17 protein-coding genes are annotated in these 17,529 nt (G+C 67.8%); 4 read left to right on the top strand and 13 right to left on the bottom strand.

Going from position 1 to position 17,529, the window contains the following annotated elements; translation table 11 throughout:
• Window positions 1-588: 588 nt before the first annotated feature.
• Both JWQ05_RS11485 and aat read left to right on the top strand, forming a co-directional pair.
• On the top strand, window positions 589-921 hold the full coding sequence (locus JWQ05_RS11485) for a hypothetical protein (RefSeq protein WP_299658576.1): 333 nt from the start codon (window positions 589-591) through the stop codon (window positions 919-921).
• 125 nt (window positions 922-1,046) lie between these two features.
• On the top strand, window positions 1,047-1,715 hold the full coding sequence (gene aat, locus JWQ05_RS11480; RefSeq protein ID WP_299658575.1) for a leucyl/phenylalanyl-tRNA--protein transferase: 669 nt from the start codon (window positions 1,047-1,049) through the stop codon (window positions 1,713-1,715).
• A 21-nt stretch (window positions 1,716-1,736) separates the two neighbouring features.
• Here aat and JWQ05_RS11475 read toward each other — a convergent pair whose 3' ends face one another.
• Window positions 1,737-2,381 carry a DUF2155 domain-containing protein gene (locus tag JWQ05_RS11475; protein WP_299658574.1) on the bottom strand — a complete coding sequence of 215 codons (645 nt, stop codon included), beginning with the start codon at window positions 2,379-2,381 and terminating at the stop codon, window positions 1,737-1,739.
• Window positions 2,382-2,515: 134 nt separating this feature from the next.
• Entirely contained in the window at window positions 2,516-2,932 is a 417-nt protein-coding gene (locus tag JWQ05_RS11470) for an NADH:ubiquinone oxidoreductase subunit NDUFA12 (RefSeq protein ID WP_299658573.1), read from the bottom strand.
• A 498-nt stretch (window positions 2,933-3,430) separates the two neighbouring features.
• On the opposite strand from JWQ05_RS11470, the gene JWQ05_RS11465 reads away from it, so the two are divergent.
• On the top strand, window positions 3,431-7,177 hold the full coding sequence (locus JWQ05_RS11465; protein ID WP_299658572.1) for a vitamin B12-dependent ribonucleotide reductase: 3,747 nt from the start codon (window positions 3,431-3,433) through the stop codon (window positions 7,175-7,177).
• Window positions 7,178-7,487: 310 nt separating this feature from the next.
• On the opposite strand, the gene JWQ05_RS11460 is transcribed toward JWQ05_RS11465, so the two are convergent.
• Together JWQ05_RS11460 and JWQ05_RS11455 are read right to left on the bottom strand one after the other, a co-directional pair.
• Window positions 7,488-8,600 (bottom strand): GSU2403 family nucleotidyltransferase fold protein, encoded by a 1,113-nt coding sequence (locus JWQ05_RS11460; protein ID WP_299658571.1) that lies wholly within the window; start codon window positions 8,598-8,600, stop codon window positions 7,488-7,490.
• A 188-nt stretch (window positions 8,601-8,788) separates the two neighbouring features.
• Window positions 8,789-9,013: a helix-turn-helix transcriptional regulator gene (locus tag JWQ05_RS11455; protein ID WP_299658570.1), complete on the bottom strand. Its 225-nt coding sequence runs from the start codon at window positions 9,011-9,013 to the stop codon at window positions 8,789-8,791.
• 194 nt (window positions 9,014-9,207) lie between these two features.
• On the opposite strand from JWQ05_RS11455, the gene JWQ05_RS11450 reads away from it, so the two are divergent.
• A complete protein-coding gene (locus JWQ05_RS11450; RefSeq protein ID WP_299658569.1) occupies window positions 9,208-9,567 on the top strand; it encodes a cytochrome c family protein in 360 nt (119 codons plus the stop codon).
• Between the two features lie 144 nt (window positions 9,568-9,711).
• Here JWQ05_RS11450 and pufC read toward each other — a convergent pair whose 3' ends face one another.
• The 9 genes from pufC to JWQ05_RS11405 all read right to left on the bottom strand — a co-directional run.
• A complete protein-coding gene (pufC, locus tag JWQ05_RS11445) occupies window positions 9,712-10,824 on the bottom strand; it encodes a photosynthetic reaction center cytochrome PufC (RefSeq protein WP_299658568.1) in 1,113 nt (370 codons plus the stop codon).
• Window positions 10,821-11,813, bottom strand: a complete 993-nt coding sequence (gene pufM, locus JWQ05_RS11440; RefSeq protein ID WP_299658567.1) for a photosynthetic reaction center subunit M — start codon at window positions 11,811-11,813, stop codon at window positions 10,821-10,823. Before pufM ends, pufC begins: the two co-directional genes overlap by 4 nt.
• A 25-nt stretch (window positions 11,814-11,838) precedes the next feature.
• Window positions 11,839-12,663: a photosynthetic reaction center subunit L gene (pufL, locus tag JWQ05_RS11435; protein ID WP_299658566.1), complete on the bottom strand. Its 825-nt coding sequence runs from the start codon at window positions 12,661-12,663 to the stop codon at window positions 11,839-11,841.
• Between the two features lie 112 nt (window positions 12,664-12,775).
• On the bottom strand, window positions 12,776-12,964 hold the full coding sequence (pufA, locus tag JWQ05_RS11430; RefSeq protein WP_018043293.1) for a light-harvesting antenna LH1, alpha subunit: 189 nt from the start codon (window positions 12,962-12,964) through the stop codon (window positions 12,776-12,778).
• Between the two features lie 14 nt (window positions 12,965-12,978).
• Window positions 12,979-13,200, bottom strand: a complete 222-nt coding sequence (gene pufB / locus JWQ05_RS11425; protein ID WP_299658565.1) for a light-harvesting antenna LH1, beta subunit — start codon at window positions 13,198-13,200, stop codon at window positions 12,979-12,981.
• Between the two features lie 202 nt (window positions 13,201-13,402).
• On the bottom strand, window positions 13,403-13,618 hold the full coding sequence (locus tag JWQ05_RS11420) for a hypothetical protein (RefSeq protein ID WP_299658564.1): 216 nt from the start codon (window positions 13,616-13,618) through the stop codon (window positions 13,403-13,405).
• Between the two features lie 134 nt (window positions 13,619-13,752).
• Complete coding sequence (gene bchZ, locus JWQ05_RS11415; RefSeq protein ID WP_299658563.1) at window positions 13,753-15,219, bottom strand: chlorophyllide a reductase subunit Z; 1,467 nt, start codon at window positions 15,217-15,219, stop codon at window positions 13,753-13,755.
• Window positions 15,219-16,751: a chlorophyllide a reductase subunit Y gene (gene bchY / locus JWQ05_RS11410; RefSeq protein WP_299658577.1), complete on the bottom strand. Its 1,533-nt coding sequence runs from the start codon at window positions 16,749-16,751 to the stop codon at window positions 15,219-15,221. Before bchY ends, bchZ begins: the two co-directional genes overlap by 1 nt.
• A 126-nt stretch (window positions 16,752-16,877) precedes the next feature.
• Window positions 16,878-17,529, bottom strand: a 652-nt coding sequence (locus JWQ05_RS11405) for an AAA family ATPase (RefSeq protein ID WP_299658562.1), incomplete at its 5' end; no start/stop codon positions are given.

The raw sequence follows: 17,529 nt of genomic DNA, 5'->3' as shown, positions 1-17,529 counted from the left end.
CCGTGGCGCCGCGCCCGCACGCGGCCCGGGCGTCGCGCCGGCCGGTGAAGGCGGCATGACCCCCAGCGCCGGGGCCGTGGATTCGGCCAAGGGCGGCAATGCCGACCAGAACGATCGCGCCGTTCCGAACACCGGCGGCACTTCGGGCGGACCGGCCCGTTAGAGCCGACGGCGCCCCGACGTTCCTGCCGAGACGAATTCATGCCGGCCCCGCGAGGGGCCGGCTTTTTTCATACCCGTGCCGGACCGCAAGGAATCCCGCGTGTGATTGCGCACAATCGAGTTGTCAGGTGTGGTGCTTAGACTGACCTGAAACGGCTCTGTCGGGCCCGTTCATGCAGCGAGAAAAGCGCGGATCCGTTTGATTTCGACGGACATCGATGGTGCGCAATGGGAAAGATCTCGTCGCCTTCCAGCCCCATGGCCTGCGACGTATTGCCGACGAACGAGCGGCCGGAACGCATTGGGGCGGAACGACTTCTCACCCCACACCGGCGAGGCGGGTTTGTTCTGAGCCGCATGGCCTCAGCGACCCAGACCCGCACCGCGACTCGATATTCCTAAGCGAACGATCCCCGAAAGACGAACATGCGCACCTTCAGCCTCACCTTCGCCGCGGCCTCCCTCATCGCCACCGCCGCGCTCGCCCAGTCGCCGTCCGGCAATGTCGGCCAGCCCGAGCGCGCCGTGCCGCAGGCCGGCAACACGACCCGGGGCCCCATCGACAACCCGTCCGTCTACGGCGCCTACCGCAACGCCGACGGCCGCGTCGACATGGACGTCACCGGCACCGTGACCGAGGGTCCCTACGGTTCGAACCGCGAGGCGATCTTCGAGGATTCCGCCAAGGGCGGAAACGCCGAGCAGCCCAACCGCATCGTGCCGAATCTCGGCACCACCTCGGGTGGTCCGAAGTTCTAGTCCACGCCGCATTCGCGGATGATCCGGGGGCGGGGCCATGGGGCCTCGCCCCTTTTTCATGGCGAAACCCGTCTGCGGCGCACCGGCCCCTGGCCTTCGGCCCGGTCCCGTTTCAAAGTCGAGCCATGTACGACGGCGACCGCGTTGAGATCACGCCCGAGATCCTGCTCAAGGCCTACGCGGCCGGGATCTTCCCGATGGCCGAGGACGCCGATGATCCGGCGATCTACTGGGTCGAGCCGCGGGCGCGCGGCGTGCTGCCCCTCGAGGGGTTCCACGTCTCCAAGCGGCTGGCTCGCACCGTCCGGTCCGACGTGTTCGAAGTCCGGACCGACCAGGATTTCGACGCGGTCATCGCCGGCTGCGCGGCCCCGCGCGGCGATGCCGAGCGGACCTGGATCAACGGGCGCATCCGCGAACTCTACGGCGCGCTGTTCGATGCAGGCCACGCGCACACCGTCGAGGTCTTCCTGGAGGGGCAGCGTGTCGGCGGCCTCTACGGAGTTTCCCTCGGGGCGGCGTTCTTCGGAGAGAGCATGTTCCACACGGTGCGGGACGCCTCGAAGGTCGCCCTCGTCCACCTCGTCGCGCGCCTGCGGGCGGGCGGGTATCGCCTCGCCGACACCCAGTTCGTCACCGACCATCTCAGCCAGTTCGGGGCCGAGGAGCTGCCGCGCCACATCTACAAGCGGCGCCTCGCCGATGCGATCCTGCACCAGGCCGACTGGAACGTCTGGCCGGGGGACGGCACCCTGCGGGGACGCGACGCCCTCGCTGCGCTCGGCGCCACGTGAGCGCGCCGCAGCGTCAGGTCTTTAGCGGAACAGCGCGTCGAACAGCGTCTGGGGCTGTGCCGGCGCGGGCGGGGCCGGGGCCGGACCCTCGTTCGACGGGAAGAATTTTCGCGAGGGCTTCTGCTTGGGCTGCACGGGCACGCCGCGCGGGGCCTCGACGTCGACCTGCCCGTTCGGGTTGACCTGCTGGGCCGTGCGGGTGGCGTCCTGTCCCGATTTCGACTTGCGCGTCTTCTCGGGCTTCGAGGCCATGGCGGGCATGTCCTCCTGCTCGCGCGCCTCGGCGATCACGTCGCTGCCGCCCTTACAATCGACGAGCCAGACATCGTAGATCGGATGTTCGATGGCGTGCAGGCCGGGGCTCGCGGCGAACATCCAGCCGGTGAAGATGCGCCGGTACTTGTTGTCGAGGGTGACCTCGTCGACCTCGAGGAAGCCCGTGGTCTTCGGGCTCTCCGTGGGCGGGCGGCTGTAGCAGACGCGCGGGGTCAATTGCAGCGCGCCAAACTGCACGGTCTCGTCCACCGCCACCTCGAAGGACACGATGCGCCCGGTGATCTTGTCGAGACCGGAGAACACGGCGGTCGGGTTCTTGATCTTGTCGGCGGCGGCCGGAAGGGCGGTGAGGCCGATCGCGATCGACGCGAGGAGGAGGCGCTTGACCACGGGGCGGGACGATCCTGCTGTGCTGCGGCTCACGGGCGACCCCCTCTCGAATGCACTCCGGGTGCGGAGCGACGGCGCGAGGCTGCGGTTAGGCCCGAGAAGATTGGTGGAAAAAGGGCCGGCGGCCCGTCGGCTCAGTTGCCCGGGTTCCAGGGCACGTAATCGCCGGTCGCCGCCGGGCGCTGGCCCACGTTCAGCTGCGAGCCGCGCGGCCGGTAGGCGCCGCTGGTGCCCGTGAGGTTCTCGACATGCGCCTTCTGCCATTCGCGGGGCACGTAGCTCTCCTCGCTCGGGGGCACGTCGCCGTTGTGGCAGAGCCAGCTGCGCCAGCCCGGCGGCACCTTCGAGGCGTCGGCGTAGCCGTTGTAGACGACCCAGCGCCGCTCGGTCCCCACCGAGCGGTCGATGAGCGGCCCTTGCGCCCGGTAATAGATGTTGCCGAGTTCGTCCGTGCCCACGCGCTGACCGCGCCGCGCGGTGTAGAGCGCGAGCGACATCGTCTGCCCGTTCCACCAGGTGAAGATGCGCAGGAGCGTGTCCTTGAGAGCCATCGCGTTCGCCCGATTGGGGCCCGCGAGCCCCGCCATCACTGTCGGGCCGGACTATGGTGAGGCGGCCCTTCGAAGTCCAGCGGGCCGCGCCGGCCCCCAGCGACGCGGCCGCGTGCCGGGCTGCGGCCCAAATCCCACACGGGCCGGCGTTAACCATGCGGGGCCGCTCGCCTGGCACCGACAACCTGTGGGCCCGAAATTTTTCTCGCCCGAATCCGTGAGGCGAAATCGGCACTTATCGATGCGCGCGGGATATCCACAGCTTTAAGGGCGCGCCTACTACATCTAGATAGGAACACGCAGCCGGCACACTAGTTATTGACGTGAGCCCCCGTGAACGGTAGCTTCGGATCGTCGCCGAAGCCGTTGTCGCTTCCTGGCGGACCACCGATTTTCGACACGAATTTCCAGCGCATCGCGGGCGTTCGCGGTCGCTTGCCATCTTCATTCCTGGACACAGGCGCCGGCCACGACAGGTCGGCGCGGGAGAGAGCTTACATGCGGTTCGAGCGGCGCCACACGACGGCCGGGCAATCCCCCTACGCGACGATTCCCTTCCGCAAGACCCTGAGCGAGATCCGCAACCCGGACGGCTCCACGGTCTTTCGTCTCGATGGCATCGAGGTGCCCGAGAGCTGGTCTCAGGTGGCGAGCGACGTGCTCGCGCAGAAGTACTTCCGCAAGGCGGGCGTGCCGGCGGCCCTGAGGAAGGTCGAGGAGAACGACGTGCCGTCGTTCCTGTGGCGCTCCGTGCCGGACGAGGCGGCGCTTGGCCAACTGCCTGAGGCCGAGCGCTACGGCTCCGAGATCTCCTCCACGCAGGTGTTCGACCGTCTCGCCGGCTGCTGGACCTACTGGGGCTGGAAGGGCGGCTACTTCACGTCCGAGGAGGACGCCAGCGCGTTCCTCGACGAGCTGCGCTTCATGCTCGCCCGCCAGATGGTGGCGCCCAATTCCCCGCAATGGTTCAACACCGGCCTGCACTGGGCCTACGGCATCGACGGCCCCGCCCAGGGGCACCACTACGTGGATTACCGCACCGGTGAGCTGACGAAATCCGCCTCCTCCTACGAGCACCCGCAGCCGCATGCCTGCTTCATCCAGGGCGTGCAGGACGACCTCGTCAACGACGGCGGCATCATGGACCTGTGGGTGCGCGAGGCGCGCCTGTTCAAGTACGGCTCGGGCACCGGCTCGAACTTCTCGATGCTGCGCGGCGAGAACGAAAAACTCGGCGGCGGCGGCAAGTCGTCGGGCCTGATGTCCTTCCTCAAGATCGGCGACCGGGCGGCCGGCGCCATCAAGTCGGGCGGCACCACGCGCCGCGCGGCCAAGATGGTCATCGTCGACATCGACCATCCGGACATCGAGCAGTACATCGACTGGAAGGTGAAGGAGGAGCAGAAGGTCGCCGCCCTCGTCACCGGCTCCAAGATCGTCTCCAAGCACCTCACCGCCGTGATGAAGGCCTGCACCCAGTGCGAGGCTTCGGGCGACGCCTGCTTCGACCCCGAGCGCAACCCGGCCCTGAAGAAGGCGGTCAAGGCCGCCCGCAAGGACATGGTGCCGGATTCCTACACCAAGCGCGTCATCCAGTTCGCCCGCCAGGGCTTCACCAAGATCGACTTCCCCGTCTACGACACCGACTGGGACTCGGAGGCCTACCTCACGGTGGCGGGCCAGAACTCCAACAACTCGGTCTCGCTCACCGACGACTTCCTGCGCGCCGTCGAGAACGACGCGGATTGGGAGCTGAAGGCCCGCACCACCGGCAAGACCACCAAGACGCTGCCGGCGCGTGAGCTCTGGGACAAGATCGGCGAGGCCGCCTGGGCGTCCGCCGATCCGGGCCTGCACTTCAACACCACGATGAACGACTGGCACACCTGCCCGGCGGGCGGGCGGATCCGGGCCTCGAACCCGTGCTCCGAGTACATGTTCCTCGACGACACCGCCTGCAACCTGGCCTCGGCCAACCTGCTGACGATGTACGACCGCGCCTCGAACCACTTCGACGTCGCCGCCTTCGAGCACCTCAACCGCCTCTGGACGGTGGTGCTCGAGATCTCGGTGATGATGGCGCAGTTCCCCTCGAAGGAGATCGCGGAGCTGTCCTACCGCTACCGGACGCTCGGTCTCGGCTACGCCAATATCGGCGGCCTCCTGATGAGCATGGGCCTGCCCTACGACTCGGACAAGGGCCGGGCGCTCGCCGGCGCGCTCACCGCGATCATGACGGGTGTCGCCTATTCCACCTCCGCCGAGATGGCGGGCGAACTCGGGGCCTTCCCGGCCTACGAGGAGAACGCGGACGCCATGCTCAAGGTGATCCGCAACCATCGCCGCGCGGCGCATGGCGAGGCGGAGGGCTACGAGTTCCTGTCGATCGCCCCGGTGCCCCTCGACCTCGCCAACGTGCCCCAGGCCGACCTCGTGGAGCGGGCCCGGCACGCGTGGGACCGCGCCCTGCAGCTCGGCGAGGAGCATGGGTTCCGCAACGCCCAGGCCACCGTCATCGCGCCCACCGGCACGATCGGCCTGGTGATGGATTGCGACACCACCGGCATCGAGCCCGACTTCGCGCTGGTGAAGTTCAAGAAGCTGGCCGGCGGCGGGTACTTCAAGATCATCAACCGCGCGGTGCCGGACGCGCTGCGCACCCTCGGCTACCGTGAAGCCGAGATCGCCGAGATCGAGGCCTACGCGGTGGGCCACGGCTCGATGGGCCAGGCTCCGGCCGTCAACCCCGGCTCGCTGCGCGCCAAGGGGTTCACGGACGACAAGATCGCGGTGATCGAGGCGGGCCTGAAGTCGGCCTTCGACATCAAGTTCGTGTTCAACCGCTGGACGCTCGGCGACGACTTCCTCACGAACGTGCTCAAGGTCCCGGCGGACAGGCTCTCCGACCCGACCTTCGAGATCCTGCCCTTCCTCGGCTATTCGAAGAAGGACATCGAGGCGGCCAACACCCACATCTGCGGGGCGATGACCCTCGAGGGAGCACCGTTCCTCAAGCAAGAGCACTACGCGGTGTTCGACTGCGCCAATCCCTGCGGGCGCATCGGCAAGCGCTACCTGTCGGTGGACAGCCACATCCGCATGATGGCGGCGGCCCAGCCCTTCATCTCGGGGGCGATCTCCAAGACCATCAACATGCCCAACGACGCCACCGTCGAGGATTGCAAGAACGCCTACAAGCTGTCCTGGACCCTGGCGCTCAAGGCCAACGCCCTCTACCGCGACGGCTCGAAGCTGTCGCAGCCCCTCAACTCGGCCCTGATCGCCGACGAGGACGACGATGCCGAGGAGCTGATCGAGGCGCTCGCCGCCGCGCCCGCCGCCGCCAAGGCGGCCCAGGTCGCGGAGAAGATCGTCGAACGGGTGATCGAGCGCGTCGAGCGCATCCGGGCGCGCGAAAAGATGCCCCATCGCCGCAAGGGCTACACCCAGAAGGCCGTGGTCGGCGGGCACAAGGTCTACCTGCGCACCGGCGAGTACGACGACGGTCGCCTCGGCGAGATCTTCATCGACATGCACAAGGAAGGCGCCACCTTCCGCAGCCTGATGAACAACTTCGCCATCGCGATCTCGCTCGGCCTGCAATACGGCGTGCCCCTCGAGGAATATGTCGAGGCCTTCACCTTCACCCGCTTCGAGCCGGCGGGCTTCGTGCAGGGCAACGACGCCATCAAGAACGCGACCTCGCTCCTCGACTACGTCTTCCGCGAGCTCGCCGTGTCCTATCTCGGCCGTGCGGACCTCGCCCACGTCAACCCGTCCGAGATCGGCGGCACGGTGATCGGCGGCGGCGAGACGGACACCACCCGCGATCCGGCCCGAACCGAGGCGAGCGCGCCCAGCATGGTCTCGCGCGGCCTCCTGCGGGGTTCGGCCGACCGCCTCACCCTGATCCAGGGCGGTCCGGCCGGCGGCACCGTCGGTGTCGGGGCCGGCAACACCGGCCAGACCAGCCCGGCCGGCGGCGTCGTGCACGCCGTGCGCGGGGCGACGGCCCTGAAGGCGGAGCCGGCCGAGGCCGGCTACGCCGAGGCGCTGGTCAACGCGCTGCCCTTCGCCAAGGCGGAGGCGGCCAAGCCCGAGCGGACGGTCTCCGACCGGCGCGCCGAGGCGAAGATGAAGGGCTACGTCGGCGAGGCCTGCCCGGAATGCGCGAACTTCACGCTCGTGCGCAACGGAACCTGCCTGAAATGCGACACCTGCGGCTCCACGACGGGCTGCAGCTGAGCGGCCGATCGCCCGAACTCTCATTGGCACTGGTGATCAACCGCGCTTGATCACCAGATGCCGGTAGCGTTCGTCATGTCTAGCCCGTTGGACCTGCGATCCGACGGGTCGTTTCCGAGGGCCTAGATTTCGCCGGGGCGTAAGCGATGCGAAGGCCGGGGGTCGCTCCTACTCCCGGCCTTCGCCCGATTTGTCCAAGCTTTGCCGCTGAAAAAACCGCGTTCGCGGGATTTTCGCTCAATCGAACGAACGTGAGTCGCGTTCATCCGCACCGATACGTGCCTGGACACGCCATAGTGCCAGAGCTGACCTAGGGTGTCGGGGACAAGCATGATGTGAGGTCGTATTGGCCTGGATCCTCGCCAAGGTCGCGAAGTCCCATGGCGAGACCTTCGATCATGGTCGGTCTCGATTTCTTCGGGGTGTAATTCAAACCCTTCCTCAAGGCGTCCTTCCAGGCCCGCCCGCGCTTCCATGCCTCGGCAAAGGCTTCGGCCAGTTCAGACCGGTTACCCATTCCGATCATCGCCTCGCTCAGCAACGCTGACTGGTGCCCATCCTTCTCCCGCTTGGCCCGGCCGAGAGGATCATCGCCTCGGCGTGCCGCGACGATCAGTTTATGCACCGCGTATCGTTCGGGCGACGGGATAACCACCGAAACTCCGGAGCGATGAAGCAGGACCGTCCGTACAGGCTGATGGATGAGGAAGTCCAGGAAGCGCAGGGGCTGGGCCGATGCCCCTCCGAGGGCAGGCATGGGGGCCGGCTTACCGTCGTGATCCGAACTCCCTCGGTTCGGCGTCAGGAATTCCACCTCGAACCGCGAACCGTTCCGGAACTTCGTCGAGCGACGGCCATCCATTTGATGGGGGACCTCGCAGAATGTCGGATCCAGGGCCCTCAGCGTTTCCAGCATCGGTGGCACGGTATCCTCGATTGCGGCCGACACCGAATGGAACTGTGCGAAATCGGCATCGCCCGTCTGCAGGGCCACGGTCGGGAAACGGACCCCGAGGAGCGCGGGATAACATTGGAATGCGACTGTACCGACGAGCACGCCTCGCAGCCTGAACAGACCGGAATCCGCCATGGCTTCGACGATCCCGCCCGTGAAACGCTCCGGAGCGGGGAGTCCGGCTTCTCGCGTCAAAGTCGACACGATTTTCCGGCGAGCCCGCAGGTCGCCCTTGATGTCTTGGAACGACTGGACCCGCTTCGTTATCTCGGGGTCGCTGTGAGGACCCACATACTTGCGCTTGACCCGGCCGTCCTTCGGCAGGTCGAAATACCAGTACGACCGTCCTTCGACGGGAACGGTCACGAAACGTCCCTCTGTCGGAAAGTCGGTTTCGAACCTGTTGTCGAAGCAGCGTTGTCCCAACTCCGCGACCATCGTCCGGTAGACGAAATCGATCTCCTTCACCGGAGCCTCACTATAATCTTTTTGCGAAAAAATTATATGTCTCGCGGATGGGCTCTGCAAGTTGCGTTATAACTTTCCTGCGAAAAGATTATACCCTGAGGCTGATGGTTCGGCGTATCCGAACGGTCAGGTCGAAGCGCTGCCGAGAGGCGTCCGGCGATCCGAGACCTCAATGGCCCTGTTCGGGCTCACGCCTCCCGAGGAGATCGGTCCGCATCCGCGATGCGCAGTGCGCCGGAGCCCATGCCGAAAAACGTATCCAGCGCGCCTTGCAACTCGCGGTTCGGTTTTTTCAGCCCGGTGATGAACCGGGAGATGCGTGGCTGGTTGACCCCGAGTTCCCAGGCGAGCCGGGCTTGGCTCCAGCCGGAACGATCAAGGAAACGGCAGACATCGGCGGGCTGGATCGGCATCGCCCCACTCGCGCGGTTCGGTTTTTGAACGACACCTGAGACTAGGTGCTGCCGTCGCGCGTTTCCACGCCAGCGGTGTTTTTAATCCCGTCCACCGCTATCAAATTTATGTGATCCGGGTGTTCCGTCAGATTACTTTCAGGCGCCGGGCCTTACATATCGGGACCGACAAAGATCATCGGAGAGGAAACCCCATGCGCTATTCCATGCTCGGTGCCATCGTGGCTGTGCTGTTCCCCCTGGCCGCCCAGGCCGAGGGCGATGCGGCGGCCGGCGAGAAGGCGTTCGCGCCGTGCAAGGCCTGCCACGCCTTCGGCAAGAACGGCGTCGGGCCCAACCTGACGGGCGTCGTCGGACGCAAGGCCGCCTCCGAGGAAGGCTACACCTACTCGGCCGCCCTCAAGGGCTCGGGCATCACCTGGGACGAGGCGAACCTGCACGAGTGGCTGAAGAACCCGAAGGCCAAGGTGCCCGGCACCAAGATGGTCTTCGCCGGCTACCCCGACGACAAGAAGATCGACGACGTCATCGCCTACCTCGCCTCCAAGAAGTAAGGCGTTTCCCGGCGACACGTCCCGCCGGTGATCGCCTCGGTCATCGGCGGAGACGGTCGAGATCGCTCCCGACCGCTTCGAGCCCGACATGAGAAGGCCGCCGGCATCCCGCCGGCGGCCTTCTTGGTTTCATGGGCGCCGAGACTATTGCGGCGCGGGCATCGGGGCCGGCGGCGTCGCCGGGACGGCGGGCTCGGCCGCCGGAGGTGTCGCGCTCGCCGTCTCGGTGGATGTCGCCAGCTCCGGATAGGCGTCGACGACGTGGGCGCCGTTCAGGGGCTTGTTCACCCCGTTGTGGCAGGTGGTGCAGTTCACCTTGGGCACGTCGCCCAGGGCGCCGAGCCGGTTCGGCGGGAAGGTCGAGAGCAGGGGCTCGAGGTAGTTCCCGTTCAGATCCCGCACCATCCGGATCCCGTGCCAGGCGGTGGTCCGCTGCGGCGTGCTCTGCGACCAGTTCGAGATCGCCCGGGTGTTGTGGCAGAAGGTGCAGTTGACGCCGAGGCCCTCCGACATGTGGATCATCAGGCCGTAGGTCTTCTCCGCATCCTGGATCGGCTTGCCCTTGCTGGTGGGCAGGGCCGTGGTGGCGTTCACCCGGATGGCGTTGTTGTCGATGTTTTTGTCGGCGAGGTACTCGGTCAGCGTGTCGTAGGGCAGCGAGGCGAGGCCGACCGAGGCCTTGGCCAGGTTCTGCCCGTTGTTGCGGGGGACGAACCCGCCGGGGCGGTTGGGACCCGGATCGGTGAACCAGACGTTGGCCGGCACCGGCTGGCCCCGGTGGCAGGTGTAGCAGGTCACGCCGGCGCCGCCGGTGTGCTTGTCCTTCCAGGTGCTGTTGAGATGTTGCGTCATCTGCAGCATCCGGCGGGCGACCTTCTTCTGGTAGAGGCTGTCGTCGGCCATGTTCTCGGTGTTGTGGCAGTAGGTGCAGCCCTGCTCGGGGCTGACCCACTCGGTCATCGAGACCATCAGGCGGTTGAACTCGTTGACGCTGACGTTCTTGAGGACCTGGACGTTCTCGTAGGTGGTGCCGGCGAGATCGTCGCCGGGCTCGGCCGGGTCGGCGGGGGCCGGCGCCAGGTTGGCGTCCTTCGTCTCCGCCGCGCCTTCGCGGGTGTGGACCTGCGCCATCGCGGTGCCGCGAAAGCCGTTCTGCGTGGTGACCAGGGGCGGCCGGTCCCAGTCGGTCAACCCGATCATCGCCACCGTGAGGAAGAACGCGACGGCGGCGCCGAGGACGGTGAAGAAGATCTTCATGGCGTGACCCCAGGAACGGTGGTGGGCGGAAGGGTCAGGGGATCGATGACGGGCGGGTAGACCTGCGGGTAGGCCGGGGCGACGCCGTGCTTGACCGCCCAGAGGTACCAGTTGTCGACCACGGTGCCGGTGAGCAGGATGCCGATGCCGCCGGTCAGCGTGGTGAGGACCGCGAACCACCAGGCCCAGCGGTGGACCGATTCCATGGTGGCGTTGAAGCCCATGGTCCAGCGCCAGAACAGGGCGGCGCGCTCGGTGGCGGTGCCGCGATCGACGATCTGGTCGATTTCACGCTCGCCGCCGAAGCGGCTCACCGCCAGGATGGTCCCGCCATGCATCGCGAAGAGGAGCGTCGAGCCGTACAGGAAGACGATCGAGAGCATGTGGAACGGGTTGTAGAACAGGTTACCGTAGCGCAGCGAGAAGGCGGCGGTCCAGTCGAGGTGCGGGAAGATGCCGAAGGGCACCGCCTCGCTCCAGGACCCCATCAGCACCGGCCGAATGAAGCCGAGCACCAGGAACAGCCAGATCGCGGAGGCGAAGGCCCAGGGCACGTGGTAGCCGAGGCCCAGGGCCTTGGCCCGGCGGAACAGGCGCAGCCACCAGAGCAGCACGGAGGCGGTGAGGAAGAAGCCCGCGATCAGCCACCAGCCGCCCTCGGCGAGCGGGGGCAGGACCTTGAGGCCGTATTGCGGGCGCGGCGGCTCCAGGGCGAGCCAGGGCAACTGGCGCAGGAACTGGACCGGGTCCCAGTTCACGGAGGCCCACATGTTGAGGCCGATGATCTCGAAGGCGATCAGCCCGCAGGCGAAGGAGAGCGCCCCGAGGTAGCCGATGTAGATCGGGCCGACCTGCGCGTTGCCGATAAGGCCGAACAGGTAGGAGTTGAACGGCGTGCCCCAGCGCCGGTCGACGTCCACCGGGATGCCGAGTTCCGGCGTGACCGGGCGGACCTGCACTTCCGAGAAGATGTTCTGGTAATAGGCCATCGTGTCACGAGCCCTCTATCGGAAGTCAGCGCCAGACCGGGAGATTGAGCCACCAGCCCCACCACTCGGGCCAGCCGCGGGTCCAGAACGGGCCGCTGATGACGATGCAGACCGCGCTCCAGAAGCCCGCCGAGAGGGCCAGGAACAGGCCGAGCCGGTGGATGCCCAGCGTCCCGATCGAGTAGCCGATGGTGTCGCGGAAGAAGGTGTCCTCGTGCTCGGGGGTCTTCACCACCTCGCCCTTGCCGGGGTTGGTGGAGGACAGGATCAGCGAGCCGTGGAGCGAGAGCGCCAGCGTCGTGGTGAAGAAGAACGTCACCGCCAGCATGTGCGCCGGATTGTAGTGGAAGTGCAGGTACTGGTAGCCGGTGTTCGAGACCCAATCGAGGTGGGACAGGATGCCGTACGGGAAGCCGTGGCCCCAGGCGCCCATCAGCAGCGGCCGGATCACCACTAGCGTGACGTAGGCGAAGATCGCCATCGCGAAGGCGAACGGCACGTGGTAGCCGATGCCGAGCTTGCGGCAGATCTCGACCTCGCGCAGGGCCCAGGACGTGAAGGCGCCGACCGCGCAGAAGGTGATGATCTGCCAGAGGCCGCCCTCCTGGAGCGGCGCCAGGGCGAGCCCGTACTTGAGGTCGGGGGGCGCGATGTTGATCTGCCAGATGTTCCAGGTCGGCCCCAGCGCCGCGCCGTAGATGATCAGCGCGGTGCCGAGCACCGAGAAGAACAGGGTCGTGACGCCGAAGAAGCCGACGTAGAACGGCCCGACCCAGAAATCGAATAGGTCGCCGCCCACCAGGGTGCCGCCGCGGATGCGGTATTTTCGCTCGAAACTCAGCATCGCCATCGCGACCTCCCCGCCCCAACCCCATGGTTCCCATCGATGGCCGACGGGGGGCTCGTCGCCCGCCCGCCGATCATCCGTTCTTGGACTGCTCTGCTTGGGATGCCCGGCCGCCTCAGGCGGGCATCGTCGGCAGAACCAGCGTCTGCGCGTTGGCGGCGCGCGGCGCCTTGGGGCCTTCCAGCCAGTTGAACCGGTCGGTGCTGAGCAAGATGAAGTGGATCAGCAGCGCCAGGATGAACAGGAAGGTGAAGAGCGCCACCAGCGTGCGGCGCGGATCGAAGAGAAGCCAGACCTTGTGCATGATACGGTTCCTCCTCAGGAGAGCAGCGAGACGACGCCTTGGGCTACCGTCTCGAGGGCGGCGTAGCCCTTCGGTCCGGGCAGCCAGGGACGCCACAGCCACACCAGGATGTGGGCGACCACGGCGATCGCCGTGAAGATGATGAAGCTCGTCAAGAAGATCGCGTGGAACTCCTTGGCTTCCGGTTCCGTCAGCCCGGACAGGCTGCTCGGTTTCTCGACAATGCCATTGGCCATTGGTTCAAACCTCCGCTTTGACGTGTCGCCCTCGCAGGTGCGGGAGCGGCGGGTGTCACCGGGCCGCACGGGGCGGCCTCGGCGTTCCGTCCCGCCTGTTCGGACGGGAGGTCGGTGGGGGCCCGGCGCGAGGCGCCTCGGCCCGAGGGCGAATTCAGAGTTGCGAATTCAGCCCGAAGACGAATTTCCGCTGAAGCCGGCGTCAGCCCATGAACACGAAGGGGATGGCCGAGACGGCCATGGCCCGCGCCTCGGCGAAGACCGAGCGGCGCTGCTGCGTGATCGGGCCCTGGTTCTGCGGGATCACGCGCTGCACCAGGGCGGCGGCGAGGAAGAACGGGTAGGTCGAGGCCAGGATGATCCGGAACTGGACCTCGTCCTGATGCAGCCGCGACACCGGGTTCAGCGAATGTTGCATGGGATTTCTCTCCTCCTGGCGTTCCGCGGCGGGACGCATCCGAGTGGGGACGCGCGGGGTCGGCATCGACCGGCCGGACGGCGCCGCGCCGCTCCAGTCGGAAAGGGAATGGGAAGCGGGGTGCGGCGTCGCGCTCATGCGGCCACCCCGAGGTTGGCGTCCGCGCGGGCGCGCTCGACATGGTCGGGGGAGACCGATGTCGCGCCCTCCCCGCGCGCCGCGCGCTCGGCGGCGTCGCGCAGGCGCTTGGCCGCCGAGATCCGGACCAGCACCGGATGGGCCTCGACGAGGTCGTCGAGCCGGGCGCGGGCCGCCTCGTCCCAGGCCAGCTCGCGGTGGAGCCGGGCCGGGGTCGCCTCCACCCGGTCCATGTCGCGGGCGAGCGGCAGGATGTGGAAGAGCATGTCGAAGAGCGCGTTGCAGACCTCCTGGACGAGGTAGGTCGCGCCCGCGAACCCCATGAAGGGGGTGCCCGTGTGCCGGCGGATGATCGCGCCGGGAAAGGAGGCCGGCACGAAGATCGCGCGGGCGCCGGCTTCGGCGGCGTACATCCGCTCGTTGAAGGAGCCGAACAGGACCAGGGGCGGGTTCGTGGCGATGAGCGCGCGGATGGCCTCGTTGTCGGTCTTCTCGCCGGCCTTGCGGGACACGGCGAAGTGGCAGGGCAGGCCCATCTCGTCTTCGAGGAAGTGCCGCACGCCCCGGGCATAGGTCTCGCTCGCGACGATGCCGAAGCTCGCCGTCCCGAAGAAGTCCTGCGTCACCGAGCGCCAGAGGTCCCAGACCGGTTTGATCGTGGTGTGCTTCTCCCGGGCGATGAAGGGCTCCGGGTCGAGACCGAGGATCGCGCCGAGGGAGCGCAGGAACTTCGTGGTCGAGTGGATGCCGATGGGCGCCTGCAGGTAGGGCCGCTCCAGGGCCTCGCAGAGCAGGCGGCCGAACTCGCGGTAGAGGCAGATGTTGGCGTCGGCGTTCACCAGGGCGGGCACGTCGGCGAGATGGGAGCCGAGCGGAAAGGCGAGGTTCACCTCGGCGCCGATGCCCTCGACGAGGCGGCGGATCTCGGCGAGATCCGAGGGCATGTTGAAGGTGCCGTAGGCCGGGCCGATGAGGTTGACCCGCGGCTTGACGCCGTCCTTGCGCGCGGGGCGCGCCGGGATGCCCTTCTTGGCGAAGCGCCTGGCGCCGTATTCCTGCCAGAGCCACGACATGGCGCGGTCGGCGGTCTGCCACTGGTCCTCGTCGATGGTGCGCGGCAGGAAGCGCTGGAGGTTGGTGCCCTCCGGCGTCACGCCGCCGCCGATCATCTCGGCGATGGAGCCCGTGACCACCACGCTGGGCTGGCTCGGGTCGAGGGTGGCGTGCGCCCGCTTCATCGCGGCTTCCGTGCCGTGACGGCCGAGTTCCTCCTCGCCCAGCCCCGTGACCACGATGGGCAGTTCGTGCGGCGGCAGCGCGTCGGTGTAGTGCAGCACCGAGGTGACGGGCAGGTTCTCGCAGCCGACGGGACCGTCGATGACGACCTGCAGGCCCTTGATGGCGGTGAAGACGTAAACGGCGCCCCAGTAGCCGCCGGCCCGGTCGTGATCGAGGACGAGCATCAGGCCATCTCCCCGATCGGCGAATGTTCGAAGGTTCCGGGAGACGGTTTTCCCCGAGGCGCGGGGGCGACGGACTTGCGCAGCGTCGGCACCTGTTCCCAGATGCCCGCCGCGTGGCCCTCGCCGACGCCTTCGAAGAAATCCCGCATGGTGTCGAAGCGGCCCCGGTTGGCCATCGCCGCGTTGATCACCTTGGCGAGCGAGCCGGCGCCCGCGACGCCCATCAGCGGACGGGCCGAGATCAGGTTGGTGAAGTAGAGGGCGGGGATCGCCAGAGCCTTGGCCTTCTGCACCACCGGGGTGGTGCCGATGGCCAGGTCCGGCCGGAATTCCGCCATCGCCGCGAGGTCGTCCTCGAGCGAGGCGCGGTAGCGGACCTGGACGCCGCGCGCCTCGAGCCAGTCGCGGTCGGCCTCCGAGTAGGGGGTGCGCGGGCAGGCGGTGCCGACGTAGCGGAGATCCGCGCCGCTCTCGACGAGCAGGCGCCCGACGAGGAGTTCCGAGCCCTCGTAGCCCGAGAGCGTGATCCGCCCCCGGATCGGGTTGGCGGCGAGCGCGCCGCGGATCATCGGCAGGAGCCGGTTCTGGGCCGCGTCCACCGTGGCGCGGGGGACCGCGCAGGCATCCCCGATGCCGGCGAGCCAGTCGGCGGTGCCGTCATGGCCGACGGGCGCCGAGCCCACGATGGGCCGGCCGGCGGCGGAAAACTCCCGGATCGAGGCGGTGTAGAACGGGTGGATCGCCGCGACCGCCGCGCAGTCCAGCGCCGCGTAGAGTTCGCGCCATTCCCGCGTCGGGACGACGGGGCCGGCGGCAAGGCCGAGCGGCTCGAGCAGCCCGCCGATCACGACGGGATCGGCCGGGAACATTTCGCCGAGCAGCGCCACGGTGGGGCGTTCGGCCCGGCCCGTGCGCGGCGCCTGGACGGGGCCCTGCTCGGCTTCCGAGCGGGCGAATTTCAGCATCGCGCCGGCCAGCACGTCCTTGGCCTCGGCGTGGGTCGGCACCCCGAAGCCCGGCACGTCGATGCCGATGACGCGGACCCCGTCGATCACCTTGGGCAGCAGGCGCAGGGGCACCCCCGAGGCGGACGGCACGCAGAGGTTGATGACGACGACCGCGTCGTAATCGGCGGGCTTGGCCACCTGGAACACCGCCTCGCGGATGTCCTCGAAGAGCTTTCCGGTGACCAGGGTCTCGGAATTGAAGGGCACGTAGCCCACGCTCCGCTTGGCGCCGTAGAAATGCGAGGTGAAGGTGAGGCCGTAGACGCAGCAGGCGGAGCCCGACAGGATCGTCGCCGTGCGGCGCATCCGCAGGCCCACCCGGAGCGAACCGAAGGCCGGGCACATGCTCTGGGGCTGGTCGTGCGGGCCGGTGGGATAATCCTTGCGGAGCTGGTCCAGCGTCTCGCTCATGCCGGCGGCTTCGGCGGCCGCCACCATCGTCGCCTTGCCGGAATGGCAGCCCAGACCGTCGCCAAGCGAACCATTTCTAAGCGAACCGTCGCCGAGCAAACCGTCCCCAAGCATGAGGTCGGCTTTCGCGGCGGCGAGGTTCACCACCTCGGCCGGCGCCGGCGCGGACGCCAGGGCCGAGGCCGGGCGCTCCTTGCGGGCGCGGAGATCCGCGATGTCGAGGGTGACGGCCATGATGCGTCAGACCTCGTCGTAGACGACTTCGAGGGACGGCTTGGCCACGTGCGCGGTGCCGCACATGTCCTCGAAGGTGGCGGGCACCAGGGTGACGCCCCGGCCGACGGCCTCGCCCTTGAACAGGCCGAGCAGCCCGTCCTGGCTCAGCGGCGTCGGGTGGTTGGCCTTGGCGTCGTGGACGTTCTGGGCGAGATCGGCGAACAGCGAACCCCAGGGGCTCTCGGGCCGGCCGATGATCTCGTAATTCGCGCTCTTCTTGCGGATGTCGTCGTCGGCCGGGATCGAGGCCAGGACCGGGATGCCGACGGCGGCCGCGAAGGCCTGGGCCTCGCCGGTGCCGTCGTCCTTGTTGATGACGAGGCCGCCGACGCCGACATTGCCGCCGAGCTTGCGGAAGTATTCCACCGCCGAACAGACGTTGTTGGCGACATAAAGTGATTGAAGATCGTTCGAGCCGACGACGATGACCTTCTGGCACATGTCGCGGGCGATCGGCAGGCCGAAGCCGCCGCAGACCACGTCGCCGAGGAAGTCGAGTAGGACGTAGTCGAAGCCCCATTCGTGGAAGCCGAGCTTCTCCAGGAGCTCGAAGCCGTGGATGATGCCGCGTCCGCCGCAGCCGCGCCCGACCTCCGGGCCGCCGAGCTCCATGGCG

Source organism: Methylobacterium sp., assembly GCF_028290105.1.
GTDB lineage: Bacteria > Pseudomonadota > Alphaproteobacteria > Rhizobiales > Beijerinckiaceae > Methylobacterium.
This window is presented reverse-complemented; position numbering and strand designations above follow the sequence as displayed.

Coding starts and splice junctions, on each gene's coding strand:
- pufC (WP_299658568.1), bottom strand. CDS start 10,824: ATGAAGATCTTCTTCACCGTCCTCGGCGCCGCCGTCGCGTTCTTCCTC.
- pufL (WP_299658566.1), bottom strand. CDS start 12,663: ATGGCGATGCTGAGTTTCGAGCGAAAATACCGCATCCGCGGCGGCACC.
- JWQ05_RS11485 (WP_299658576.1), top strand. CDS start 589: ATGCGCACCTTCAGCCTCACCTTCGCCGCGGCCTCCCTCATCGCCACC.
- pufM (WP_299658567.1), bottom strand. CDS start 11,813: ATGGCCTATTACCAGAACATCTTCTCGGAAGTGCAGGTCCGCCCGGTC.
- aat (WP_299658575.1), top strand. CDS start 1,047: ATGTACGACGGCGACCGCGTTGAGATCACGCCCGAGATCCTGCTCAAG.
- JWQ05_RS11470 (WP_299658573.1), bottom strand. CDS start 2,932: ATGGCTCTCAAGGACACGCTCCTGCGCATCTTCACCTGGTGGAACGGG.
- JWQ05_RS11465 (WP_299658572.1), top strand. CDS start 3,431: ATGCGGTTCGAGCGGCGCCACACGACGGCCGGGCAATCCCCCTACGCG.
- pufA (WP_018043293.1), bottom strand. CDS start 12,964: ATGCACAAGGTCTGGCTTCTCTTCGATCCGCGCCGCACGCTGGTGGCG.
- JWQ05_RS11450 (WP_299658569.1), top strand. CDS start 9,208: ATGCGCTATTCCATGCTCGGTGCCATCGTGGCTGTGCTGTTCCCCCTG.
- bchY (WP_299658577.1), bottom strand. CDS start 16,751: ATGCTTGGGGACGGTTTGCTCGGCGACGGTTCGCTTAGAAATGGTTCG.
- bchZ (WP_299658563.1), bottom strand. CDS start 15,219: ATGCTCGTCCTCGATCACGACCGGGCCGGCGGCTACTGGGGCGCCGTT.
- JWQ05_RS11455 (WP_299658570.1), bottom strand. CDS start 9,013: ATGCCGATCCAGCCCGCCGATGTCTGCCGTTTCCTTGATCGTTCCGGC.
- pufB (WP_299658565.1), bottom strand. CDS start 13,200: ATGGCCAATGGCATTGTCGAGAAACCGAGCAGCCTGTCCGGGCTGACG.
- JWQ05_RS11420 (WP_299658564.1), bottom strand. CDS start 13,618: ATGCAACATTCGCTGAACCCGGTGTCGCGGCTGCATCAGGACGAGGTC.